Source organism: Pseudomonas sp. B1(2018) (assembly GCF_003097365.1).
Taxonomy (GTDB): Bacteria; Pseudomonadota; Gammaproteobacteria; order Pseudomonadales; family Pseudomonadaceae; genus Aquipseudomonas; species Aquipseudomonas laurylsulfatiphila.
In genome coordinates, this window is sequence record NZ_PYUK01000004.1 from 338,767 (window position 1) to 361,258 (window position 22,492).

Genomic DNA, 22,492 nt, shown 5'->3' on the forward strand with positions numbered 1-22,492 from the left:
CTGCTCGCGATGGTCGTTAACGATAACGCGGGGTTTCAGGATAAACACGTCGTTCTTGGGTCCATCGCGAGCGAGCTCGCTCCTACAGAAGATTGCGAGCTGATGAAGGCGTTTTGTTCAGCGTGGCCACGGAGCTGGCACCCTTGTTGCTAACACCTCATTACCCGCCGAGTGAGTGTCAAAAAATTGCGGGTCGTCAAAGAGAGAGACCATGAGCCAAGGTATTGAATTCAATCGGTTGATGCTGGATATGCGCGCCATGCAAATGGATGCCATGTCTGCGCCGAAATCGACTGCCGTCCCTGAAGTGGCGGGCAGCAGCTTTTCCGACATGCTCGGCCAGGCCGTCAATAAAGTGAACGACACCCAACAGGCTTCCACTCAGTTGGCCAGCGCCTTCGAAATCGGCAAAAGCGGCGTCGACCTGACAGACGTGATGATTTCCTCTCAGAAGGCCAGTGTGTCATTCCAGGCGTTGACCCAGGTGCGCAACAAGCTGGTTCAGGCCTACCAAGACATCATGCAGATGCCGGTTTAAAGGACGAGATTGAGTCATGGCAGAAGCAGTCGCCGATAATGTTCCGGCCAAGGCCACTCCAATAGACGGCAAACCGCCGCTGTTCGGGTTGTCCTTCCTGGAAAACCTCTCCGAGATGACCATGTTGCGTCAGGTGGGCCTGTTGGTCGGTCTGGCGGCGAGCGTGGCGATTGGTTTTGCCGTGGTGCTGTGGTCTCAACAGCCGGACTACCGGCCTCTGTACGGCAGCCTTGCCGGCATGGACGCCAAGCAGGTCATGGATACCCTGGCCTCCGCCGATATTCCGTACACCGTCGAACCCAATTCCGGTGCCTTGCTGGTCAAGGCCGAGGACCTGTCCCGTGCGCGGCTCAAACTCGCAGGCGCTGGTGTCACTCCCAGCGACGGCAACATCGGTTTTGAAATCCTCGACAAGGAACAGGGGCTGGGCACCAGCCAGTTCATGGAAGCGACCCGCTATCGTCGCGGCCTCGAAGGCGAGCTGGCCCGCACCATTTCCAGCCTGAACAACGTCAAGGGCGCCCGCGTGCACCTGGCGATCCCGAAGAGTTCGGTGTTCGTGCGCGACGAGCGCAAGCCGAGCGCTTCGGTACTGGTTGAACTCTATTCCGGTCGCTCCCTCGAGCCAGGCCAGGTCGTGGCGATCATCAACCTGGTGGCGACCAGCGTTCCCGAACTCAGCAAGTCGCAGATCACCGTCGTCGACCAGAAGGGCAACCTGCTCTCGGATCAGGCGGAAAACTCCGAACTGACCATGGCCGGCAAGCAGTTCGACTACAGCCGTCGCATGGAAAGCATGCTCACCCAGCGCGTGCACAACATCCTGCAACCGGTGCTTGGCAATGATCGTTACAAAGCCGAAGTGTCCGCCGATGTGGACTTCAGTGCGGTCGAGTCGACTTCCGAGCAGTTCAATCCGGATCAACCGGCGTTGCGCAGCGAACAGTCGGTCAACGAACAACGTACCGCCAGCAATGGTCCGCAAGGCGTGCCGGGTGCCTTGAGCAACCAGCCGCCATCGCCGGCCTCCGCGCCGCAAACCACCGGTGGCGCGACTGCATCGGCCGGCATGGTGCAGCCAGGGCAGCCTCTGATCGACGCCAACGGCCAGCAAATCATGGACCCGGCCACCGGCCAGCCGATGCTGGCGCCGTACCCCGCAGACAAGCGTCAGCAATCGACCAGGAACTTCGAACTCGACCGTTCCATCAGCCACACCAAACAGCAGCAGGGTCGGTTGAATCGCCTGTCGGTGTCGGTGGTGGTCGACGATCAGGTCAAGATCAACCCGGCCAACGGCGAAACCAGCCGTGCGCCGTGGACCGCCGATGAATTGGCGCGCTTCACCCGTCTGGTGCAGGACGCCGTCGGTTTCGACGCCAGCCGTGGCGACAGCGTCAGTGTGATCAACATGCCATTCTCCGCCGAGCGCGGCGAAGTGATTGCCGATATTCCGTTCTACTCCCAGCCGTGGTTCTGGGACATCGTCAAGCAAGTGCTGGGTGTGCTGTTCATTCTGGTGCTGGTGTTCGGTGTCCTGCGTCCGGTGCTCAACAACATCACCGGTGGCGGTAAAGGCAAGCAGCTGGCCGGTATCGGCAGCGACGTCGAGTTGGGTGGCATGGGCGGTCTGGATGGCGAACTGGCCAACGACCGTGTCAGCCTTGGTGGTCCGACCAGCATTCTGCTGCCGAGCCCGAGCGAAGGTTATGACGCTCAGTTGAACGCAATCAAGAGTCTGGTGGCCGAAGACCCGGGTCGTGTGGCCCAGGTCGTGAAAGAGTGGATTAACGCAGATGAGTGATAACCGAGCCGTTGCCGCCAAACTGTCCAAGGTCGACAAAGCCGCAATCCTGTTGCTGTCCCTGGGCTCCACCGATGCGGCCCAGGTGCTGCGCCACATGGGCCCCAAAGAGGTTCAGCGCGTGGGCGTGGCCATGGCCCAGATGGGTAATGTGCACCGCGAGCAGGTCGAGCAGGTGATGAGCGAGTTCGTCGATATCGTCGGCGACCAGACCAGCCTGGGCGTCGGCTCCGACGACTATGTGCGCAAAATGCTCACCCAGGCCCTGGGCGAAGACAAGGCCAACGGCCTGATCGACCGCATCCTGCTGGGTGGCAACACCAGCGGCCTCGACAGCCTGAAGTGGATGGAGCCGCGCGCCGTCGCCGACGTGATCCGTTATGAGCACCCGCAGATCCAGGCAATCGTGGTGGCCTACCTCGATCCGGACCAGGCCGGTGAAGTGCTCGGCAACTTCGACCACAAGGTGCGACTGGACATCATCCTGCGCGTGTCCTCGCTGAACACCGTGCAACCGGCGGCCCTGAAAGAACTCAACCAGATTCTCGAGAAGCAGTTCTCCGGCAACTCGAATGCCTCGCGCACCACCCTGGGTGGCATCAAGCGGGCGGCGGACATCATGAACTTCCTCGACAGCTCGATCGAAGGCCAGCTCATGGATTCGATCCGCGAAGTCGACGAAGACCTGTCCGGTCAGATCGAGGACCTCATGTTCGTGTTCAACAACCTGGCCGATGTCGACGACCGCGGCATCCAGGCGCTGCTCCGCGAGGTGTCCTCCGATGTGCTGGTGCTGGCCCTCAAGGGGTCGGACGAAGGCGTCAAGGAGAAGATCTTCAAGAACATGTCCAAACGTGCCGCCGAACTGCTGCGCGACGACCTGGAAGCCAAGGGCCCGGTGCGCGTCAGCGACGTGGAAACCGCGCAGAAGGAAATCCTCACCATCGCCCGCCGTATGGCCGAAGCCGGAGAAATCGTTCTCGGCGGCAAGGGCGGCGAGGAAATGATCTAACACCATGGTCAAGAATGATGATGCACCCACTGACCTGATCCGGGCCAGGGATGTCAGTGGCTTCGACACTTGGGCGCTGCCCAGTTTCGACCCGCCTGCACCCGAGCCGGAGCCTGAACCGGAACCCGAGCCGCCGGAAATGGAGGAAGTGCCGCTGGAGGAAGTCCAGCCACTGACCCTCGAAGAACTCGAAAGCATTCGCCAGGAAGCCTACAACGAAGGTTTCGCGGTGGGTGAGAAGGAAGGTTTCCACAGCACCACGCTCAAGGTCCGCCAGGAAGCCGAAGTGGCCCTGACCGCCAAGATCGCGGCGCTGGAGCAATTGATGGGCCATCTGTTCGAGCCTATCGCCGAACAGGACACCCAGATCGAAAAGTCCCTGGTCGACCTCGTGCAGCACATCACCAGGCAGGTGATCCAGCGCGAACTGGCCATCGACTCGACGCAGATCGAACACGTCATGCGCGAAGCGCTCAAGCTCCTGCCGTTGGGCGTGGGCAATGTGCGGCTGTACATCAACCCGCAGGATTTCGAACAGGTCAAAGCCCTGCGCGAACGCCATGAAGAAACCTGGCGAATCGTCGAAGACGAGTCGTTGTTGCCTGGCGGTTGCCGGGTCGAGACAGAACACAGCCGTATCGATGCCACGGTGGAAACCCGCGTCGCACGGGTGATGGACAAGCTGTTTGATCAGTTGCACGAGCAGGCCTTGCACCCGGCTGCACCGGACCTGAGCCTGGAACTGCCGATCGAAGGCAAGCCTGCGGTCGCTCCGGCTCCGGATGTCCCCGATGCGCCTTGAACGCACCAGTTTCGCCAAGCGCCTGGGCAGCTACGCCGAGGCCACGGGACTGGAGGGCGCACCGATCCTCGAAGGCCGCCTGCTGCGCATGGTCGGCCTGACCCTCGAAGCCGAAGGCCTGCGTGCCGCCATGGGCAGCCGCTGCATGGTCATCAATGACGACAGCTATCACCCGGTGCAGGTGGAAGCGGAGGTCATGGGCTTCTCTGGCAGCAAAGTCTTTCTGATGCCGGTCGGCAGTGTCGCCGGCATCGCACCCGGCGCCCGAGTGGTGCCCCTGGCCGATACCGGTCGCCTGCCCATGGGCATGAGCATGCTCGGAAGGGTGCTCGACGGTGCCGGTCGTGCACTGGACGGCAAGGGCGGGATGAAGGCAGAAGACTGGGTGCCGATGGACGGCCCGACCATCAACCCGCTCAAGCGCGAGCCCATCAGCGAGCCGCTGGACGTGGGCATCCGTTGCATCAACGGCATGTTGACGGTCGGCCGCGGCCAGCGACTCGGCCTGTTTGCCGGTACCGGTGTCGGTAAATCGGTGTTGCTGGGGATGATGACGCGCTTTACCGAGGCCGACATTATCGTCGTCGGTCTGATCGGTGAGCGGGGCCGTGAAGTCAAGGAATTCATCGAGCATATCCTGGGTGAAGAAGGACTCAAGCGTTCCGTGGTCGTGGCATCCCCGGCTGACGATGCGCCGCTGATGCGACTGCGCGCCGCCATGTACTGCACGCGCATCGCCGAATATTTCCGCGACAAGGGCAAGAATGTCCTGTTGCTCATGGATTCCCTGACCCGTTTTGCCCAGGCGCAGCGGGAAATCGCCCTGGCCATCGGCGAACCACCGGCGACCAAGGGCTATCCGCCATCGGTGTTCGCCAAACTGCCGAAGCTGGTGGAGCGCGCCGGTAACGCGGAGAAGGGCGGCGGTTCGATCACCGCGTTCTACACTGTGCTGTCCGAGGGCGATGACCAGCAGGACCCGATTGCCGACTCGGCACGGGGTGTACTCGACGGACACATCGTGCTCTCCCGGCGCCTGGCCGAGGAAGGGCACTATCCGGCCATCGATATCGAAGCGTCCATCAGCCGGGTCATGCCGGCGGTGGTGTCGCCGGAGCACATGACCCGTGCACAATACTTCAAGCAATTGTGGTCGCGTTATCAGCAGAGTCGTGACCTGATCAGCGTCGGCGCCTATGTCGCCGGCGGTGATCGCGAGACCGACCTGGCGATTTCCCTGCAACCGCAACTGGTCAAATACCTGCGTCAGGGCCTCAACGACAGCATCAGCCTGGGTGAAAGCGAAGCGTATCTCGCCTCGATCTTCGCGCCCGCGGCGGGCGGATAAGCGGTCATGGCCCAGAGTCGGGCAGGCAGGCTGGCGCCGGTGGTGGAAATGGCCGAAAAGGCCGAGAAAACCGCGGTCCAGCGCCTGGGGCACTTTCAAGGGCAGGTTCGCCTGGCGGAAAGCAAGCTCGCCGACCTCGAAGCCTTCCGTCTCGACTATCAGGAACAATGGATCGTACGCGGCAGCGGCGGCGTCTCGGGCCAATGGTTGCTGGGTTATCAGGGCTTCCTGGCGCAACTGGGCACGGCCATCGACCAGCAGCGGCAAAGCCTGGCCTGGCATCAGAACAACCTGAACAAGGCCCGGGAAACCTGGCAGCAGGCATTTGCCCGGGTCGAAGGCCTGCGCAAGCTGGTTCAGCGCTATGCCGATGAGGCGCGGGCGCTCGAAGACCGGCGCGAACAGAAATTGCTGGATGAACTGTCCCAGCGCTTGCCACGGCAGGATCAGTATTGAATCGGGTGGACCGCGTTATCGTTCATCGCGGGCAAGCCACGCTCCCACAGGATTCGCGCCGCTTCCAGCCTTGCCCCAACCTCTACCAACTGCTAAACCTTGTACAAGCAGGTTTACAAATGACAAGGAAGCCATGACATGCCAGTTGTTACAGAAGTCTCACCCGATGGGCAAAAGCTGACGATATCGGTCAAGGGTCGTTTCGATTTCGCCAAGCATCAGGAATTTCGTCAGTCCTACGAAGATAAACAGCTATCGGCGGTTGTGGTCGACCTGAAAGACGCCACTTACCTCGACAGCTCGGCCTTGGGCATGCTGCTTTTGCTGCGCGATCACGCCGGTGGCGATGATTCCGACATCCGCGTGGTCAACAGCAGTACCGACGTGCGCAAAATCCTCGCCATTTCCAACTTCGACAAACTGTTCGACATCAGTTGATTGCCATGCAGCCACTGGAGCCGCTGACGATCCTGATTGCCGAGGACAGCGCCGCCGATCGCCTGCTGTTGGCGAGCATCCTGCGCCGCCAGGGGCACCAAGTGCTGACGGCGGCCAACGGCGCCGAAGCGGTCGACGCGTTTCGCGAGCAACAGCCGCACCTGGTGTTGATGGATGCGATGATGCCGGTCATGGACGGCTTCGAGGCGGCCCGGCAGATCAAGGCCCTGGCCGGGGAAACCCTGGTGCCGATCATCTTCCTCACGTCCTTGTCCGAAAGCGAGGCGCTGGCCCGTTGTCTGGAGGTCGGCGGCGACGACTTTCTGGCGAAGCCTTATAACCAGGTGATTCTCGCGGCCAAGATCAAGGCGATGGATCGCTTGCGGCGCTTGCAGGACACCGTTCTGCAGCAGCGTGACCAGATCGCCAGGCACCACGACTACCTGCTCAACGAACAGCGCGTGGCCAAGGCGGTTTTCGACAAGGTGGCGCACGCTGGCTGCCTGAACGCCGCGCCGAATATCCGTTATCTGCAATCGCCCTATGCGCTGTTCAATGGCGACCTGTTGCTGGCCGCGTTCACCCCGGCCGGCGACATGCACGTAATGTTGGGTGACTTCACCGGCCACGGTCTGCCGGCGGCCGTGGGTGCCATGCCACTGGCCGAAGTCTTCTACGGGATGACCGCCAAGGGCTATGGCCTGGCGGAAACCCTGCGCGAAATGAATGCCAAGCTCAAGCGCATCCTGCCGGTGGACATGTTCTGCTGTGCCACGATGCTGTGCCTGAGTTTTCAGCGTCGTTCGGTGGAGGTCTGGAACGGTGGAATGCCCGACGGTTACCTGCATCGCATTGCCAGTGGCGAGCGTACGCCTCTGCCGGCGCGGCACCTGCCTTTGGGGGTGCTGAGCCCGGAATCCTTCGATGAGCGCACCGAAGTGTTTCCCATGGCGCGCGGGGATCGGGTGTTCCTCTTGTCCGATGGGGTGATCGACACCTGCGGCGCCAATGAACAGTTGTTTGGCGTGCAGCGATTGCAGCAGGTGTTCGCCGCCAATCGTCAGCCGGATGTGCTGTTCGAAGAGATCGAGCAGGCGCTGCGCGATTTCGGTGGTGAGGCACGCGACGATGTCAGCATGGTCGAAATCAGCCTGCTGGAGCCGGAACAAATCACGCCGCCGGCGTTGGTCTACTCCGACAGCGGCCAGTCGTGCCCGCTGGACTGGTCGGTAAGCTTCGAGTTCCGCGCCGCCACGCTCAAGCGATTCAATCCCTTGCCCTATCTGCTGCAGTTGCTGCTTGAGGTGCATGGCCTGCGAGCTCAGAGCGGTGCGCTCTACAGTGTATTGGCGGAGCTTTATTCCAACGCGCTGGAGCACGGCGTGCTGGGGCTGGATTCGAGCCTCAAGCGCAATGCCTCGGGTTTTGCGCGATATTATCAAGAGCGCAATGCCCGGCTCGGCGAGCTGCAGGAAGGCTATGTGCGGGTCCATTTGCAGGTGGCGCCGACAGACGACGGCGGTTGCCTGACGATTCAGGTCGAAGACAGCGGCGAGGGGTTCGATGTCGAGCGGGTGATGGAAAGGCCATTGGACGCCATCCGCCTGTCGGGACGCGGGATCAGTCTGATCCGCCAGTTGGGGCGTAATGCCCGCTGGACCGACAATGGTCGAAGTGCACGCGTGGAGTTTATCTGGGAGGCTCTGGCATAATCCGCGCATTCTTGATCAAGGAGTGAGCAAGTGGACGACGACACACATGTGGATCGCAGCGTGCTGAGTGCATTGCGGGAAGTGATGGAAGAGGGTTATCCGGATCTGCTGGATATCTTTCTTGCGGACTCCGAAGAGCGCCTGAAAGTCTTGAGAGCGACTGACAGTGCCGCACGGCTCGTTGAAACCGCCCATAGTTTCAAGGGCAGCAGCAGCAATATGGGCGCCCTCAAGCTGACCGAACTCTGCCATCAACTTGAACAGCGGGCCAACGATTTGCCATGGGCCGCCATTCAGCAACTGGTCCGCGAAATCGACGGCGAATTCGCCGGTATCCGCCCTCTGTACGAAGCTGAGCGACAGCGTTGTCCGGCGAAAATCTGAGCAAGCGCTGCTTTTGGTCTCTGTCGAGTGAAACTGGCTCGACCTTTGCAGATATCTAACCCAACTGTACTTACGAGCCCTGTGCAGCGGAGACCGTTTCATGCCCGTTACCCCCAATATTCTGCTTCAGGCCTCCAGGCAGGCCAAGACTCAGGCTGCCTCCGCCAATCCCCCGGCAGTGGCCGCAGAGCCTGGGGACAAGGCCGCAAGCTTTGCCCATGTCTACGCCAATCAGGCCCCAAACAAGGCCAGTGCACTGGCGGATGCTCCGATCAAGCCTGATCGTGACAAGACCTCCGGTGTCGGCGCAAAGAAAGACGCTGGCGACGACAAGTCTGCCGCCGGGGAGCCGGTGGTTGCCGATGGCGGCAAATCCTTGCCTGCCGACCCATCGGTGCAAGCTGGCGACAAGGCCGCCGGCGATGATGCGGCAGAGGTCGACCCGGCTCAGGTCGTCGATGCCGCGCCGGTTGATCCGGCGCTTGATCCTGCGGTGCTGCAAGCCATGCAGCCAGTGGTGCCAGCGCCAGTAACACCGGCGCCAGCAGCGCCTGCCGTAGCCGATGCGGTGCAGCCAGCGGTTGAAGCGCCGGTTGCTGCGGCGATCACGGCTACAAGCGTTCCGGCGCCGACCAGCGCTGACGGCGACTTCGATCCCGAGGCCGATCCACTCGACGCCCTGCCGGCGTTACGCCTGGCGATGGAGCAGAGCGGTCACGTGTCGGCTTCCAGTCAGGCGCAGCCAAAGGCCGCACCGACACAGGCGCAAGCCCAGGCTGACGGTGAGCTGACGTCGGCGCAAAGCTTTGCCGCCGGCATGTCGACCATGCTGGATGTCCAGGCCGACAAGGACAGTGCAGGCAAGGGTGACGACAAGGCTTTCAGCGGCTTGATCGACGGCGGTCTGAAAGATCTCAAGTCTGCCGGCAGCGACACCCGTGTCGATGATTTCGCCAACCGTCTGGCAGCGCTGACACAGGCGGCCACACCGAAGACAGCCAATGCCTTGCCGGTGAACCAGCCGATCGCCATGCACCAGAACGGCTGGACCGAAGAGGTGGTGAACCGGGTCATGTACCTGTCCAGTGCCAACCTCAAGGCCGCGGACATCCAGTTGCAGCCCGCTGAACTGGGGCGTCTGGACATTAGGGTGAACATGGTTCCCGATCAGCAGACCCAGGTCACGTTCATGAGTGCGCATCCGGGCGTCCGTGAGGCGCTGGACAGCCAGGTCCATCGCTTGCGCGACATGTTTGCGCAGCAGGGCATGGGGCAGGTCGATGTCAACGTTTCGGACCAGTCCCGTGGTTCGCAACAAGGGCAGGAACATGCCCGGCAAAGCCAGGCCGGACGGGCCAGTGCTAGCGGCGGCCGTATCGATTCAATGGATGACGACCTGACCGCGGGCGTCGCTGAAGTGGCTGCCACTACCACCAGCGTGATCGGCTCCAGCGCAGTCGATTATTACGCCTGATCCCGGCAGACATATAACCCTGTGGGAGCGGGCTTGCCCGCGAAGGCGTCGGCACAGTCAGCATCAATGTTGAATGTTCCGTCCTCTTCGCGGGCAAGCCCGCTCCCACAGGGGGTTGCAGTGTTCTTCAAATCGCGCCCCTCCCCACCCATGCCTCTCCCGACACTTCTGGCATAACACTTGCTCTTGCCTTGCCGTGCGACTGTGAAAACCCGAATAGTGACGGATTATTGGCATGGCGAAGAGCGACGCAGCAGTAAAAGACCCCGCATCCAAAGGCAAACTCAAGCTGATCATCCTGATCGTGGTGGCCCTGCTGCTGGCGATCGGTGTGTCCGTGGGCGCGACCTGGTACTTCATGCACAGCGCTCAGAGCAAGCCTGCCGCCGTAGCGGAAACCGCTCCCATCGGCAAACAGCCGGCGATTTTCGAGCCGATGGCGCCGGCATTCGTGGCCAACTTCAACCAGAACGGCCGCCAGCGCTACATGCAGGTGAGCATCACCATGCTCGCGCGCAACCCGGCGGATCTGGAGGCGCTCAAGGTCCACATGCCGGTGATCCGCAACAACCTGGTGATGCTGTTCTCCGGGCAGGACTTTGCGACCCTCGCGTCGCCGGTCGGCCAGGAAATGCTACGGCAGAAGGCCACCGCCAGCGTCCAGGAAGTGGCGCAGAAAGAGCTCGGCAAAGTGGTGGTCGAACAGTTGCTTTTCACTAATTTCGTACTGCAGTAGGAACACGACATGGCCGTGCAGGACCTGCTGTCCCAGGATGAGATCGATGCGCTGCTGCATGGCGTCGACGATGGTCTGGTACAGACCGAAAATGCTGCCGAACCCGGCAGCGTAAAAAGCTACGACCTGACCAGCCAGGATCGCATCGTCCGTGGACGCATGCCGACCCTGGAAATGATCAACGAGCGTTTCGCCCGTTATACCCGCATCAGCATGTTCAACATGCTGCGTCGTTCGGCAGACGTGGCGGTCGGCGGCGTGCAGGTGATGAAGTTTGGCGAATACGTGCACTCGCTGTACGTACCGACCAGTCTCAACCTGGTCAAGATCAAACCGCTGCGCGGCACCGCGCTGTTCATCCTCGACGCCAAACTGGTGTTCAAACTGGTGGACAACTTCTTCGGTGGCGACGGCCGGCACGCCAAGATCGAAGGGCGTGAATTCACCCCGACCGAACTGCGTGTGGTGCGCATGGTGCTGGAGCAGGCGTTCGTCGATCTGAAGGAAGCCTGGCAGGCGATCATGGAAGTCAACTTCGAGTACATCAACTCCGAAGTGAACCCGGCCATGGCCAACATCGTCGGCCCGAGCGAAGCCATTGTGGTGTCGACCTTCCACATCGAACTCGATGGCGGCGGCGGCGACCTGCACGTGACCATGCCGTATTCGATGATCGAGCCGGTGCGCGAGATGCTCGACGCCGGCTTCCAGTCGGACCTCGACGACCAGGACGAGCGCTGGGTCAACGCCCTGCGCCAGGACGTGCTGGACGTCGACGTGCCGATCGGTGCGACGGTGGCCCGTCGTCAACTGCGCCTGCGCGACATTCTGCACATGCAGCCGGGGGATGTGATCCCGGTCGACATGCCGGAAGAAATGATCATGCGCGCCAACGGCGTGCCGGCCTTCAAGGTCAAGATGGGTTCGCACAAGGGCAACCTGGCGTTGCAAGTGATCGAGCCGATCGAGCGCCGTTGACCGGCGCTCCTACTCATTCGTGATTAACCGAATTCTGAACTTTTGCTCGCCGAGGACACTGACAATATGAACACGCAAGACGACCAGGCCCTGGCCGATGAGTGGGCCGCAGCCCTGGAAGAAACCGGTGATGCCGGTCAGGCCGACATCGACGCATTGCTTGCCGCCGATTCCGGCAATTCGGCGTCCAACCGGCTGCCAATGGAAGAGTTCGGCAGCGTGCCGAAAAACAACGATCCGGTGAGCCTCGAAGGCCCGAACCTGGACGTGATCCTCGATATCCCGGTGTCGATTTCCATGGAAGTGGGCAGCACCGACATCAACATCCGCAACCTGCTGCAACTGAACCAGGGCTCGGTGATCGAACTGGATCGCCTGGCCGGCGAGCCGCTGGACGTGCTGGTCAACGGCACGCTCATCGCCCATGGCGAAGTGGTGGTGGTCAACGAGAAGTTCGGCATCCGCCTGACGGACGTGATCAGCCCAAGCGAACGCATCAAGAAGCTGCGCTGAGTGAAAAAGTTTCTCGGAGCTGTGGTCGGGGGCGCGCTGGCCATGTCGTTCAGCGTGCTGGCGGCCGAACCGGTTGCAACGGCGACCACGGCTGCCGCGCCGGTGGTGAGCAGCGGGGTGGGTGGCCAGCTGACGCAACTGGTGTTCGGCCTGCTGCTGGTGCTCGGGCTGATCTTTCTCCTCGCCTGGTTGCTGCGTCGGGTCCAGCAGGCCGGTCCGGCCGGCAAGGGGCAGGTGATCGAGATTGTCGGCTCCCGCGCGCTGGGGCCTCGCGACCGCCTGATGCTGGTGCAGGTCGGCAACGAGCAGATTCTGCTTGGCCTGAGCCCTGGCAGCATCACTGCGCTGCACGTCCTCAAGGAGCCGGTGCAGGTGCCGAGCACCGAGAAGTCGACGCCGGAGTTTGCGCAGCGCCTGCTGGAAATGCTGGGTAAAGATCAGAAGGATAAGAAGTAATGGGTGCGCTACGCATCGTCTTGACGCTGGCCCTGATGCTGGCCGCGCCGCTGGCATTCGCCGCCGATCCGCTGTCGATCCCGGCCATCACCCTGGGCACCAACGCGCAGGGTGCGCAGGAATACTCGGTCAGCCTGCAAATCCTGCTGATCATGACCGCGCTGAGTTTTATCCCGGCGTTTGTCATGCTGATGACCAGCTTCACCCGGATCATCATTGTCTTCTCGATCCTGCGCCAGGCCCTGGGCCTGCAGCAGACGCCGTCGAACCAGATCCTCACCGGCATGGCGCTGTTCCTGACCCTGTTCATCATGGCGCCGGTGTTCGACCGGGTGAACCAGGACGCCTTGCAACCGTATCTGGCAGAAAAACTGACGGCCCAGGATGCGGTCGCCAAGGCGCAGGTGCCGATCAAGGATTTCATGCTCGCCCAGACCCGCACCAGCGACCTGGAGCTGTTCATGCGCCTGTCCAGGCGCACTGACATCGCGACACCGGATCAGGCGCCGCTGACCATCCTGGTGCCGGCCTTCGTGACCTCCGAGCTGAAAACGGCGTTCCAGATCGGCTTCATGATCTTCATTCCGTTCCTGATCATCGACCTGGTCGTGGCCAGTGTGCTGATGGCCATGGGTATGATGATGCTCTCGCCGCTGATCATTTCCCTGCCGTTCAAGATCATGTTGTTCGTGCTGGTGGATGGCTGGGCGCTGATCATCGGCACCCTGGCCAGCAGCTTTGGCGGTGTCTCGCCATGACGCCGGAAGTTGCGGTCGACATCTTTCGTGACGCGCTGTGGCTGACCACGTTGATGGTGGCCGTGCTGGTGATTCCAAGTTTGCTGGTGGGGCTGTTGGTGGCCATGTTCCAGGCGGCCACCCAGATCAACGAACAGACCCTCAGTTTCCTGCCGCGTCTGTTGGTGATGCTGGTGACGCTGATCGTCGCCGGCCCGTGGCTGGTGCAGACCTTCATGGAATACATCCAGCAGTTGTACGGCAGTATTCCGCAGGTCATCGGCTAAGCCATGTCATCGCTGCTGCAGTTGACGGATACCCAGATCAGCACTTGGGTCGCGACGTTCATGTTGCCGCTGTTTCGCATCGGCAGCTTGCTGATGGTCATGCCGGTGTTCGGCACCGCCCTGGTACCCAAGCGCATCCGACTGTATTTCGCCCTTGCCATCACCGTGGTCATCGCGCCGGGGCTGCCACCGATGCCGCCAGTGAACGCGCTGGATTTGAGCGGGCTGCTGCTGATTGCCGAGCAGATCCTGGTCGGCGCGATACTGGGCTTCTCGCTGCAGTTGTTTTTCCAGGCTTTCGTGGTGGCGGGGCAGATTGTCGCGATCCAGATGGGCATGGGCTTTGCCTCGATGGTTGACCCTACCAACGGTGTGTCGGTGGCGGTGATCGGGCAGTTCTTCACCATGCTGGTGACACTGATGTTCCTGGCCATGAACGGCCATCTGGTGGTGTTCGAGGTGCTCACCGAAAGCTTCACTACGCTGCCAGTCGGCAGCGGCTTGATGGTCAATCATTTCTGGGAACTGGCCGGCAAACTCGGCTGGGTGCTCGGCGCGGCGCTGTTGCTGGTGCTGCCGGCGATCACCGCGCTGCTGGTGGTCAACATCGCGTTTGGCGTGATGACCCGCGCCGCGCCGCAGTTGAACATCTTCTCCATCGGCTTCCCGCTGACCCTGGTGCTCGGGCTGTTTATCGTCTGGGTCGGGCTGGCGGACATCGTTAATCAGTATCAACCGCTGGCCACGGAGGCCCTGCAGTTTTTACGCGAACTGGCAAAGGCGCGCTGAGTCATGGCTGAGAGCGAAAGCGGTCAGGACAAAACAGAAGACCCCACGGAGAAAAAGAAAAAGGACGCCCGTGAAAAGGGCGAGATTGCCCGCTCCAAGGAGCTCAATACCCTGGCGATCATGCTCGCCGGTGCCGGTGCGCTGCTGGTCTTCGGTGGGGCGCTTGCCCAGGAGATGATGGAGCTGATGCGCCTGAACTTTTCCCTGTCGCGTGACGTGGTGCTGGATCAGCGTGCGATGGGAACCTATCTGCTGCACTCGGGACAGATTGCCTTGCTGGCGATTCAGCCGGTGATGATCACCTTGCTCTTGGCGGCGTTGATCGGGCCGATCTCCCTGGGAGGCTGGCTGTTCTCCGCCGGCACCATGGCGCCGAAATTCAGCCGCATGAACCCTGGTGCCGGCCTCAAGCGTATGTTCTCGGGCAAGGCTGTGGCCGAGCTGCTCAAGGCGCTGGCGAAGTTCTTCATCGTCCTGTTCGTGGCCCTTGTGGTGTTGTCGGCGGATATCGACGATCTGTTGCGTATCGCTCATGAGCCACTGGACCGGGCAATCACCCACAGCCTGCAAGTGGTTGGCTGGAGCACGCTGTGGATGGCCTGCGGGCTGGTTATTATCGCCGCCGTGGATGTGCCGATACAGCTGTGGGAAAGCATCAAGAAACTGAAGATGACCAAGCAGGAAGTGCGCGACGAGCACAAGGATCAGGAAGGGCGGCCGGAGGTCAAGCAGCGGATTCGACAGCTGCAGCGTGAGATGTCCCAGCGGCGAATGATGGCCGCCATTCCCGAGGCCGACGTGGTCATCACCAACCCGACCCACTACGCCGTGGCGCTCAAATACGATCCGGATAAGGGCAATGCGCCGGTGTTGCTGGCCAAGGGCAGTGACTTCCTGGCCCTGAAGATCCGCGAGATCGCCGCGGCCAACGAGATCCTGTTGCTGGAGTCACCGGCGCTGGCGCGCTCGATTTATTACTCCACCGAGCTGGAGCAGGAAATCCCCGGCGGGCTTTATCTGGCGGTTGCGCAGGTACTGGCCTACGTCTATCAGATTCGACAGTACCGGGCGGGCAAGGGCAAGCGGCCTGACCCGCTCAAGGACGACCTGCCGATTCCGCCGGATTTGCGCCGCGATTCCTGATTTTAGAATCAAAAGATCGCAGCCTTCGGCAGCTCCTACAGGTTCATACCGATCTCCTGTAGGAGCTGCCGAAGGCTGCGATCTTTTGTACCTGCGAAAACCTCTATTCCAGGCCTTTGCAAAAGTTGGAAAGCTTCTTGCCGTAGCCGCCCTGTGCCTGATCGCAGCCTTCGGCAGCTCCTACAGGTTCACGCCGATCCCCTGTAGGAGCTGCCGAAGGCTGCGATCTTTTTTACCCGCGAAAACCTCTATTCCAGGCCTTTGCAAAAGTTGGAAAGCTTCTTGCAGTAGCCGCCCTGCGCCTGCTTCAGGCGTCAAAAGTTTGCTTTAAAGGAACGGGGAAAACCGGTGGATCGCTCTCAGTTAATCAACAGTGCCCGCAGCAACATTGCCGACCTCAGTCGAGGCAATCTGGGCGTGCCGCTGTTGCTGCTGGTCATGCTGGCGATGATGATGTTGCCGGTGCCGCCGTTCCTGCTCGACGTGTTTTTCACCTTCAACATTGCCCTGTCCATCGTCGTGCTGCTGGTGTGCGTCTATGCCTTGCGCCCGTTGGATTTCGCGGTGTTCCCGACCATCCTGCTGGTGGCGACGCTGTTGCGCCTGGCATTGAACGTGGCCTCCACGCGGGTGGTGATGCTCCACGGCCAGGACGGTCACGCCGCCGCCGGCAAGGTGATCCAGGCGTTCGGCGAGGTGGTGATCGGCGGCAACTACGTGGTCGGTATCGTGGTCTTCGCGATCCTGATGATCATCAACTTCGTCGTGGTGACCAAGGGTGCGGGTCGGATTTCCGAGGTGAGCGCGCGTTTCACCCTCGATGCGATGCCCGGCAAGCAAATGGCGATCGACGCCGACCTCAACGCCGGCCTGATCGATCAGGCCCAGGCCAAGGCCCGCCGCTCGGAAGTCGCCCAGGAAGCCGAGTTCTACGGTTCCATGGACGGTGCCAGCAAGTTCGTCCGTGGTGACGCGATTGCCGGCCTGTTGATCCTGTTCATCAACCTGATCGGCGGCATGGCGGTCGGTATCTTCCAGCACAATATGACGTTTGCCGATGCCGGCAAGGTTTACGCACTGCTGACCATCGGTGACGGTTTGGTGGCGCAATTGCCATCACTGTTGTTATCGACAGCGGCCGCGATCATGGTGACCCGTGCTTCCGGTTCTGAAGACATGGGCAAGCAAATCAATCGCCAGATGTTCGCCTCGCCTAAAGCCTTGGCCGTTTCGGCCGGCCTGATGGCGGTCATGGGCCTGGTGCCCGGCATGCCGCATTTTTCCTTCCTGACCATGGCGGCACTGGCGGCCGGTGGCGCGTACCTGTTCTGGAGAAAGCAGAACGTCGCCAAGGTTCAGGCCCTGCAAGAGGTCAAGCGCCAGCAGGAACTGCTGCCGTCGCCGGCCCGCGCCCAGGAAACCAAGGAGCTTGGCTGGGACGATGTGACGCCCATCGACATGATCGGCCTGGAAGTGGGCTATCGCCTGATTCCGCTGGTGGACCGCAACCAGGGCGGCCAGTTGCTGGCGCGGATCAAGGGTGTGCGCAAGAAGCTGTCCCAGGATCTGGGCTTCCTGATGCCGACCGTGCATATCCGCGACAACCTCGACCTGGCGCCGAGTGCCTATCGCCTGACCCTGATGGGGGTGATCCTGGCGGAGGCGGAGATTTACCCGGATCGCGAACTGGCGATCAACCCGGGGCAGGTCTACGGCACGCTCAACGGCATTACCGCCAAAGATCCGGCTTTCGGCCTGGAGGCGGTCTGGATCGAAATCAGCCAGCGTGCCCAGGCGCAGTCCCTTGGTTACACGGTGGTCGATGCCAGTACAGTGGTGGCCACCCACTTGAACCAGATACTCTACAAGCATTCCAGTGAACTGATCGGTCACGAAGAAGTGCAGCAACTCATGCAATTGCTGGCCAAAAGCTCGCCCAAACTGGCGGAAGAGCTGGTGCCGGGCGTGGTTTCGCTGTCGCAGCTGCTCAAGGTGCTGCAAGCGCTGTTGGCCGAGCAAGTGCCCGTTCGCGATATCCGCAGCATTGCCGAGGCCATCGCCAACAATGCCGCCAAGAGTCAAGATACCGCCGCGCTGGTGGCTGCCGTGCGGGTTGGCGTATCCCGTGCAATCGTGCAAAGCATTGTAGGCACTGAGTCGGAGCTGCCAGTTATCACGCTGGAGCCAAGGTTGGAACAGATATTGCTCAATAGTCTGCAAAAGGCAGGACAAGGCTCGGAAGAGGGCGTTCTGCTGGAGCCAAGCATGGCTGAGAAACTGCAACGCTCGCTGATTGACGCGGCGCAGCGCCAGGAGATGCAAGGTCAGCCGGTGATTCTGCTGGTGGCCGGTCCGGTTCGCGCGATGCTCTCGCGATTCGGCCGGCTCGCAGTCCCGGGTTTGCACGTGTTGGCTTACCAGGAAATCCCTGACAACAAGCAAGTGACCATCGTTGCGACAGTAGGGCCCAACGGCTGAGGTAGTGGTTTATGCAAGTTAAGCGTTTTTTCGCCGCCGATATGCGTCAGGCCATGAAGCTGGTTCGCGATGAGCTGGGCGCTGATGCAGCCATTATCGGCAACCGCCGGATTGCCGGGGGCGTCGAGCTGACGGCTGCGCTGGATTACAAACTGTCGGCGCTGGCACCGCGTGTTCCGAACATGGAGCTCGAGGACGAGCTGCGCAAGACTCAGTCGCGGATTGTCACCGCCCAGGCCGAATTGAGCCTGCGCAGCGATGGCGAGAGCGACAATGCGACCAACCGCCAGTTGTTCGCCGGCCTGCCGTTGACCGCCGCCGAGCCGCTGATCGAACCGACGTACGACGAACCCCGTCGCCCCGCACCGGTTGCCGCGCCTGCGTCCGGTGGCGTGGACCCGCGTGCGTTCGACTCGATGCGCTTCGAACTCAACAGCCTGCGCGAACTCATGGAAGTGCAACTCGGGTCCCTGGCCTGGAACCAGCTGCAAGGCAGCCGTCCGGACCAGGCCAACCTCTGGCGTCGCCTGCAGCGCATTGGCCTGTCCGGCCCGCTGTCGCGCGACCTGCTGGCACTGATCACCGAAATCCAGGAGCCTCGTCAGGCCTGGCGCATGTTGCTGGCGCACCTGGCGCGCATGATCGTTACCCCCGACGTGGAGCCGCTGGAAGAGGGCGGGGTCATCGCCATGGTCGGCCCTGCCGGCATGGGCAAGACCACCACCCTGGCCAAGCTGGCTGCCCGTTACGTGCTCAAGTACGGCGCGCAGAACATTGCGCTGGTGAGCATGGACAGCTTCCGCATCGGTGCCCAGGAACAACTCAAGACCCTGGGACGCATTCTCAATGTGCCGGTGACCCACGTCGATCCGGGCCAGTCCCTGGTGCAGGCGCTGGATCCATTGCTGCGCAAGCGCGTGGTGCTGATCGATACCGCCGGCCTGCAGGCCAGCGACCCGGCCCTGCGCATGCAGCTTGAAAGCCTGGCCGGTCGTGGCATCCGCTCAAAAAATTATCTGGTCCTGGCAACCACCAGCCAGAAACAGGTTCTAACCGCCGCTTATCACAGTTACAAGCGTTGCGGGCTCGCCGGCTGCATCCTGACTAAACTGGATGAAACGGCAAGCCTGGGCGAGGTGTTGAGCCTGGCCATCAGTCATGAGCTGCCAGTGGCGTACCTGACCGATGGCCCGCGGATTCCGGATGACCTCCATCTGCCGCGCCGTCATCAGTTGGTCAGTCGCGCCGTCAGCGTGCAAATGCAGGAAGAACCCAGCGAAGAAGCCATGGCTGACATGTTCGCTGACATCTACCACAGTCCGACCAAGCAGGTTGGCTGAGGTAATAATGAATCGTTTTTGTACCTACATCGATGGTCTGCCATGCATTGTTCCGTTTGTGAACGCGCAGCCAGTAATGTGGCCTCCGTCTATGCAAGACAAGGTAAAGAAATAACATGGGCAGCATGCATCCCGTACAGGTGATCGCGGTGACCGGCGGCAAAGGTGGCGTCGGGAAAACTAACGTGTCAGTGAACTTGTCCCTGGCTTTGGCTGAGCTTGGCCGGCGCGTCATGCTGCTGGACGCCGACCTGGGGCTGGCGAACGTCGACGTTCTGCTGGGGCTGACACCCAAACGTACCCTGGCCGACGTGATCGAAGGCCGCTGCGAACTGCGCGATGTACTGCTGCAGGGGCCAGGCGGCATCCGTATCGTTCCGGCCGCATCCGGCACACAGAGCATGGTGCATCTGAGCCCTGCGCAACACGCAGGCCTGATCCAGGCCTTCAGTGATATCGGCGACAACCTCGACGTATTGGTGATCGACACCGCTGCGGGCATTGGTGAGTCGGTCGTCAGCTTCGTTCGTGCAGCCCAGGAAGTGCTGCTGGTGGTGTGCGACGAGCCGACCTCGATTACCGATGCCTACGCCTTGATCAAGTTGCTCAATCGCGACTACGGCATGAATCGCTTCCGCGTCCTGGCCAACATGGCCCAGAGCCCGCAGGAAGGGCGCAACCTGTTCGCCAAGTTGACCAAGGTCACGGATCGCTTCCTCGACGTCGCCCTACAATACGTCGGCGCGGTGCCTTACGACGAAAGCGTGCGCAAGGCCGTGCAGAAGCAGCGCGCCGTCTACGAGGCCTTTCCGCGTTCCAAGTGTTCGCTGGCGTTCAAGGCCATCGCGCAGAAGGTCGATACCTGGCCGCTGCCGGCCAACCCGCGCGGGCACCTGGAGTTTTTCGTCGAGCGTCTCGTGCAGCAGACAGCAGGACCTGTGCTATGACAGCCAGCGGTTACAACCTCTACAAAAAATCGGCTCGTGATGCGCAGTACGAGCTGATCGAGCGTTACGCGCCGCTGGTTAAACGCATTGCTTACCACTTGCTGGCGCGTTTGCCGGCCAGTGTCCAGGTCGAAGACCTGATCCAGGCCGGGATGATCGGCCTGCTTGAGGTATCGACCAAATATGACGCCAGCAAAGGCGCCAGTTTCGAGACGTACGCGGGCATTCGAATCCGCGGCGCCATGCTCGATGAAGTGCGCAAGGGGGACTGGGCGCCACGCTCGGTTCACCGCAATACGCGCATGGTCAGCGATGCCATTCGCTCGATTGAAGCGAAAACCGGCCGTGACGCTAAAGATCACGAAGTTGCGGCCGAACTCCAATTGAGTCTCGACGATTACTACGGAATTTTGAACGACACCCTGGGCAGCCGGTTATTCAGTTTCGACGATCTGTTGCAGGACGGCGAACACGAAGGGCTGCACGAGGATGGCGCGAGTGCTCATACCGAGCCGTCACGCGATCTGGAAGATGAACGCTTCCAGGCTGCGCTGGCGGATGCGATTGCCAATTTGCCGGAGCGTGAGCGACTGGTGTTGGCGCTGTACTACGACGAAGAGTTGAACCTCAAGGAAATCGGTGAGGTCCTGGGAGTCAGCGAATCTCGGGTCAGCCAGTTACACAGCCAGTGCGCGGCCCGCTTGCGGGGGCGTTTGGGGGAGTGGCGAGCGCGCTGAAGGCAGTGTGGGGACACTGCGAAAGAGGCTGGTGTGGTGTTGAACTGCGCCGGTCCCGATCTGTTGTGCTCCAGACAGTCATTGAGTGCTTTGCCGGATTGATTGAAATGGCGCGTCCAGGTGCTGGGCGCGTTTAAGACTGCTTGGAGGTCGAATTGGACAAGAACATGAAAATCCTCATCGTTGATGACTTCTCAACGATGCGGCGGATCATCAAGAACCTGCTGCGTGACCTTGGGTTCACCAACACCGTCGAGGCCGACGATGGCACTACCGCCATTCCGGTGCTCAACAGCGGAAGCATCGACTTTCTGGTAACGGACTGGAACATGCCGGGCATGACCGGTATCGATCTGCTGCGCCACGTGCGTGCCGATGAAAAGCTCAAGCACCTGCCGGTACTGATGGTGACCGCTGAAGCCAAGCGTGAGCAGATCATCGAAGCGGCCCAGGCCGGCGTTAACGGCTATGTGGTCAAACCCTTCACGGCCCAGGCGTTGAAAGAAAAAATCGAGAAGATTTTCGAACGCATTGGTTGATGACTGCGCCACGGGGGAGCTATGGGCAATAACGAAACTTCATTGGGCGATTTTGAATCGACCCTGAAAAAACACGCCGTCGAATTGGTCGAGAGCCTTGAAAAAGGCAAGTTCGGCGACGCGGTGCAATTGATCCATGAGCTCAACCAGACCCGTGACCGCGGCCTGTATCAGGAAGTGGGAAAGCTCACTCGCGAACTGCATAGCGCGATCGTCAATTTCCAGATTGACCCGCACATGCCGCAAGCCGAAGAAGTGTCGCAGATCACCGACGCCACTGAACGTCTGGGCTATGTGGTCAAGCTGACCGAGGCCGCGGCCAACCGCACCATGGATCTGGTGGAGAATGCCACGCCGCTGGTCAACAGCCTGGCGGATGAAGCCCAGGCCTTGAGCACGGACTGGGGACGCTTCATGCGTCGCGAAGTCGGCGCTGAAGAGTTTCGTGAACTGGCCCGGCGGGTCGACGGTTTCCTGGTGCGCAGCGGCACGGACAATCGCGCGGTGTCGGGCAACCTGAACGACATCCTGCTCGCCCAGGATTACCAGGACCTCACGGGGCAAGTGATCAAGCGTGTGACCCAGTTGGTCACCGAAGTTGAAAGCAACCTGCTCAAGCTCGTGCTGATGGCCAGTCAGGTGGACCGCTTTGCGGGCATCGAACATGACCGTGAAGCGATGCTTGCTGAAAAAGATCCACAAAAACATCTCTCTCAGGGTGAAGGTCCGCAGATTCATGCCGATAAAAGAGAAGACGTTGTGTCCGGTCAGGACGATGTGGACGATTTGCTATCCAGCCTGGGATTTTAGAGTTTCAGGTTTTTTGGGTTTTTAGACCTTTAGG

General features: G+C 61.1%; 24 protein-coding genes. All 24 read left to right on the plus strand.

Annotated elements, in window-relative coordinates; translation table 11 throughout:
* Nucleotides 1-211 precede the first annotated feature (211 nt).
* The 24 genes from fliE (at nt 212) to C9422_RS08760 (ending at nt 22,458) form a co-directional block, all read left to right on the plus strand.
* The gene (fliE, locus tag C9422_RS08640) at nt 212-538 is read left to right on the plus strand and encodes a flagellar hook-basal body complex protein FliE (protein ID WP_008021337.1); all 327 of its coding nucleotides are present in this window, start codon (nt 212-214) and stop codon (nt 536-538) included.
* A gap of 16 nt (nt 539-554) precedes the next feature.
* The gene (fliF, locus tag C9422_RS08645) at nt 555-2,342 is read left to right on the plus strand and encodes a flagellar basal-body MS-ring/collar protein FliF (RefSeq protein ID WP_116580347.1); all 1,788 of its coding nucleotides are present in this window, start codon (nt 555-557) and stop codon (nt 2,340-2,342) included.
* Complete coding sequence (gene fliG / locus C9422_RS08650) at nt 2,335-3,354, plus strand: flagellar motor switch protein FliG (protein WP_007983391.1); 1,020 nt, start codon at nt 2,335-2,337, stop codon at nt 3,352-3,354. Before fliF ends, fliG begins: the two co-directional genes overlap by 8 nt.
* 4 nt (nt 3,355-3,358) lie before the next feature.
* Nucleotides 3,359-4,156, plus strand: a complete 798-nt coding sequence (fliH, locus tag C9422_RS08655) for a flagellar assembly protein FliH (RefSeq protein WP_116580348.1) — start codon at nt 3,359-3,361, stop codon at nt 4,154-4,156.
* Complete coding sequence (gene fliI, locus C9422_RS08660) at nt 4,146-5,504, plus strand: flagellar protein export ATPase FliI (protein WP_007975340.1); 1,359 nt, start codon at nt 4,146-4,148, stop codon at nt 5,502-5,504. The genes fliH and fliI overlap by 11 nt, the downstream gene beginning before the upstream one ends.
* Nucleotides 5,505-5,510: 6 nt before the next feature.
* The gene (fliJ, locus tag C9422_RS08665) at nt 5,511-5,960 is read left to right on the plus strand and encodes a flagellar export protein FliJ (RefSeq protein WP_102699429.1); all 450 of its coding nucleotides are present in this window, start codon (nt 5,511-5,513) and stop codon (nt 5,958-5,960) included.
* Nucleotides 5,961-6,098: 138 nt separating this feature from the next.
* Nucleotides 6,099-6,398 (plus strand): STAS domain-containing protein, encoded by a 300-nt coding sequence (locus tag C9422_RS08670; RefSeq protein WP_007975342.1) that lies wholly within the window; start codon nt 6,099-6,101, stop codon nt 6,396-6,398.
* 5 nt (nt 6,399-6,403) lie between these two features.
* The gene (locus C9422_RS08675; protein ID WP_116580349.1) at nt 6,404-8,110 is read left to right on the plus strand and encodes a fused response regulator/phosphatase; all 1,707 of its coding nucleotides are present in this window, start codon (nt 6,404-6,406) and stop codon (nt 8,108-8,110) included.
* An 84-nt stretch (nt 8,111-8,194) separates the two neighbouring features.
* Nucleotides 8,195-8,494, plus strand: a complete 300-nt coding sequence (locus C9422_RS08680) for an Hpt domain-containing protein (protein WP_116580385.1) — start codon at nt 8,195-8,197, stop codon at nt 8,492-8,494.
* 100 nt (nt 8,495-8,594) lie between these two features.
* Nucleotides 8,595-9,968 (plus strand): flagellar hook-length control protein FliK, encoded by a 1,374-nt coding sequence (locus C9422_RS08685; protein ID WP_116580350.1) that lies wholly within the window; start codon nt 8,595-8,597, stop codon nt 9,966-9,968.
* Between the two features lie 235 nt (nt 9,969-10,203).
* Nucleotides 10,204-10,704 carry a flagellar basal body-associated protein FliL gene (gene fliL, locus C9422_RS08695; RefSeq protein WP_116580351.1) on the plus strand — a complete coding sequence of 167 codons (501 nt, stop codon included), beginning with the start codon at nt 10,204-10,206 and terminating at the stop codon, nt 10,702-10,704.
* 9 nt (nt 10,705-10,713) lie between these two features.
* Complete coding sequence (gene fliM / locus C9422_RS08700; RefSeq protein ID WP_015096242.1) at nt 10,714-11,682, plus strand: flagellar motor switch protein FliM; 969 nt, start codon at nt 10,714-10,716, stop codon at nt 11,680-11,682.
* 66 nt (nt 11,683-11,748) lie between these two features.
* Nucleotides 11,749-12,195 carry a flagellar motor switch protein FliN gene (fliN, locus tag C9422_RS08705; protein WP_015096241.1) on the plus strand — a complete coding sequence of 149 codons (447 nt, stop codon included), beginning with the start codon at nt 11,749-11,751 and terminating at the stop codon, nt 12,193-12,195.
* The gene (gene fliO / locus C9422_RS08710) at nt 12,196-12,651 is read left to right on the plus strand and encodes a flagellar biosynthetic protein FliO (protein ID WP_116580352.1); all 456 of its coding nucleotides are present in this window, start codon (nt 12,196-12,198) and stop codon (nt 12,649-12,651) included. It abuts the gene before it with no gap.
* Complete coding sequence (gene fliP, locus C9422_RS08715) at nt 12,651-13,409, plus strand: flagellar type III secretion system pore protein FliP (protein ID WP_116580353.1); 759 nt, start codon at nt 12,651-12,653, stop codon at nt 13,407-13,409. Before fliO ends, fliP begins: the two co-directional genes overlap by 1 nt.
* A complete protein-coding gene (gene fliQ / locus C9422_RS08720; RefSeq protein ID WP_116580354.1) occupies nt 13,406-13,675 on the plus strand; it encodes a flagellar biosynthesis protein FliQ in 270 nt (89 codons plus the stop codon). Before fliP ends, fliQ begins: the two co-directional genes overlap by 4 nt.
* A 3-nt stretch (nt 13,676-13,678) precedes the next feature.
* A complete protein-coding gene (gene fliR / locus C9422_RS08725; protein ID WP_116580355.1) occupies nt 13,679-14,464 on the plus strand; it encodes a flagellar biosynthetic protein FliR in 786 nt (261 codons plus the stop codon).
* A gap of 3 nt (nt 14,465-14,467) precedes the next feature.
* Complete coding sequence (gene flhB, locus C9422_RS08730; protein ID WP_116580356.1) at nt 14,468-15,607, plus strand: flagellar biosynthesis protein FlhB; 1,140 nt, start codon at nt 14,468-14,470, stop codon at nt 15,605-15,607.
* A 348-nt stretch (nt 15,608-15,955) separates the two neighbouring features.
* A complete protein-coding gene (gene flhA, locus C9422_RS08735) occupies nt 15,956-18,085 on the plus strand; it encodes a flagellar biosynthesis protein FlhA (RefSeq protein ID WP_007975358.1) in 2,130 nt (709 codons plus the stop codon).
* 11 nt (nt 18,086-18,096) lie between these two features.
* On the plus strand, nt 18,097-19,425 hold the full coding sequence (flhF, locus tag C9422_RS08740; protein ID WP_116580357.1) for a flagellar biosynthesis protein FlhF: 1,329 nt from the start codon (nt 18,097-18,099) through the stop codon (nt 19,423-19,425).
* Between the two features lie 116 nt (nt 19,426-19,541).
* Nucleotides 19,542-20,372 (plus strand): flagellar synthesis regulator FleN, encoded by an 831-nt coding sequence (gene fleN, locus C9422_RS08745; protein WP_007975361.1) that lies wholly within the window; start codon nt 19,542-19,544, stop codon nt 20,370-20,372.
* Nucleotides 20,369-21,109 (plus strand): RNA polymerase sigma factor FliA, encoded by a 741-nt coding sequence (gene fliA / locus C9422_RS08750; protein WP_007975362.1) that lies wholly within the window; start codon nt 20,369-20,371, stop codon nt 21,107-21,109. The genes fleN and fliA overlap by 4 nt, the downstream gene beginning before the upstream one ends.
* A 167-nt stretch (nt 21,110-21,276) precedes the next feature.
* A complete protein-coding gene (locus tag C9422_RS08755) occupies nt 21,277-21,648 on the plus strand; it encodes a chemotaxis response regulator CheY (RefSeq protein WP_003183998.1) in 372 nt (123 codons plus the stop codon).
* Between the two features lie 21 nt (nt 21,649-21,669).
* Nucleotides 21,670-22,458, plus strand: coding sequence for a protein phosphatase CheZ (locus C9422_RS08760; RefSeq protein ID WP_104449902.1), 789 nt, complete (start codon nt 21,670-21,672; stop codon nt 22,456-22,458).
* The last annotated feature ends 34 nt before the right edge of the window (nt 22,459-22,492 follow it).

Excerpts from the sequence above, each read along its gene's own strand:
- fliE (WP_008021337.1), top strand. The coding sequence starts at position 212 with ATGAGCCAAGGTATTGAATTCAATCGGTTGATGCTGGATATGCGCGCC.
- fliF (WP_116580347.1), top strand. The coding sequence starts at position 555 with ATGGCAGAAGCAGTCGCCGATAATGTTCCGGCCAAGGCCACTCCAATA.
- fliG (WP_007983391.1), top strand. The coding sequence starts at position 2,335 with ATGAGTGATAACCGAGCCGTTGCCGCCAAACTGTCCAAGGTCGACAAA.
- fliH (WP_116580348.1), top strand. The coding sequence starts at position 3,359 with ATGGTCAAGAATGATGATGCACCCACTGACCTGATCCGGGCCAGGGAT.
- fliI (WP_007975340.1), top strand. The coding sequence starts at position 4,146 with ATGCGCCTTGAACGCACCAGTTTCGCCAAGCGCCTGGGCAGCTACGCC.
- fliJ (WP_102699429.1), top strand. The coding sequence starts at position 5,511 with ATGGCCCAGAGTCGGGCAGGCAGGCTGGCGCCGGTGGTGGAAATGGCC.
- C9422_RS08670 (WP_007975342.1), top strand. The coding sequence starts at position 6,099 with ATGCCAGTTGTTACAGAAGTCTCACCCGATGGGCAAAAGCTGACGATA.
- C9422_RS08675 (WP_116580349.1), top strand. The coding sequence starts at position 6,404 with ATGCAGCCACTGGAGCCGCTGACGATCCTGATTGCCGAGGACAGCGCC.
- C9422_RS08680 (WP_116580385.1), top strand. The coding sequence starts at position 8,195 with ATGGAAGAGGGTTATCCGGATCTGCTGGATATCTTTCTTGCGGACTCC.
- C9422_RS08685 (WP_116580350.1), top strand. The coding sequence starts at position 8,595 with ATGCCCGTTACCCCCAATATTCTGCTTCAGGCCTCCAGGCAGGCCAAG.
- fliL (WP_116580351.1), top strand. The coding sequence starts at position 10,204 with ATGGCGAAGAGCGACGCAGCAGTAAAAGACCCCGCATCCAAAGGCAAA.
- fliM (WP_015096242.1), top strand. The coding sequence starts at position 10,714 with ATGGCCGTGCAGGACCTGCTGTCCCAGGATGAGATCGATGCGCTGCTG.
- fliN (WP_015096241.1), top strand. The coding sequence starts at position 11,749 with ATGAACACGCAAGACGACCAGGCCCTGGCCGATGAGTGGGCCGCAGCC.
- fliP (WP_116580353.1), top strand. The coding sequence starts at position 12,651 with ATGGGTGCGCTACGCATCGTCTTGACGCTGGCCCTGATGCTGGCCGCG.
- fliQ (WP_116580354.1), top strand. The coding sequence starts at position 13,406 with ATGACGCCGGAAGTTGCGGTCGACATCTTTCGTGACGCGCTGTGGCTG.
- fliR (WP_116580355.1), top strand. The coding sequence starts at position 13,679 with ATGTCATCGCTGCTGCAGTTGACGGATACCCAGATCAGCACTTGGGTC.
- flhB (WP_116580356.1), top strand. The coding sequence starts at position 14,468 with ATGGCTGAGAGCGAAAGCGGTCAGGACAAAACAGAAGACCCCACGGAG.
- flhF (WP_116580357.1), top strand. The coding sequence starts at position 18,097 with ATGCAAGTTAAGCGTTTTTTCGCCGCCGATATGCGTCAGGCCATGAAG.
- fleN (WP_007975361.1), top strand. The coding sequence starts at position 19,542 with ATGGGCAGCATGCATCCCGTACAGGTGATCGCGGTGACCGGCGGCAAA.
- fliA (WP_007975362.1), top strand. The coding sequence starts at position 20,369 with ATGACAGCCAGCGGTTACAACCTCTACAAAAAATCGGCTCGTGATGCG.
- C9422_RS08755 (WP_003183998.1), top strand. The coding sequence starts at position 21,277 with ATGAAAATCCTCATCGTTGATGACTTCTCAACGATGCGGCGGATCATC.
- C9422_RS08760 (WP_104449902.1), top strand. The coding sequence starts at position 21,670 with ATGGGCAATAACGAAACTTCATTGGGCGATTTTGAATCGACCCTGAAA.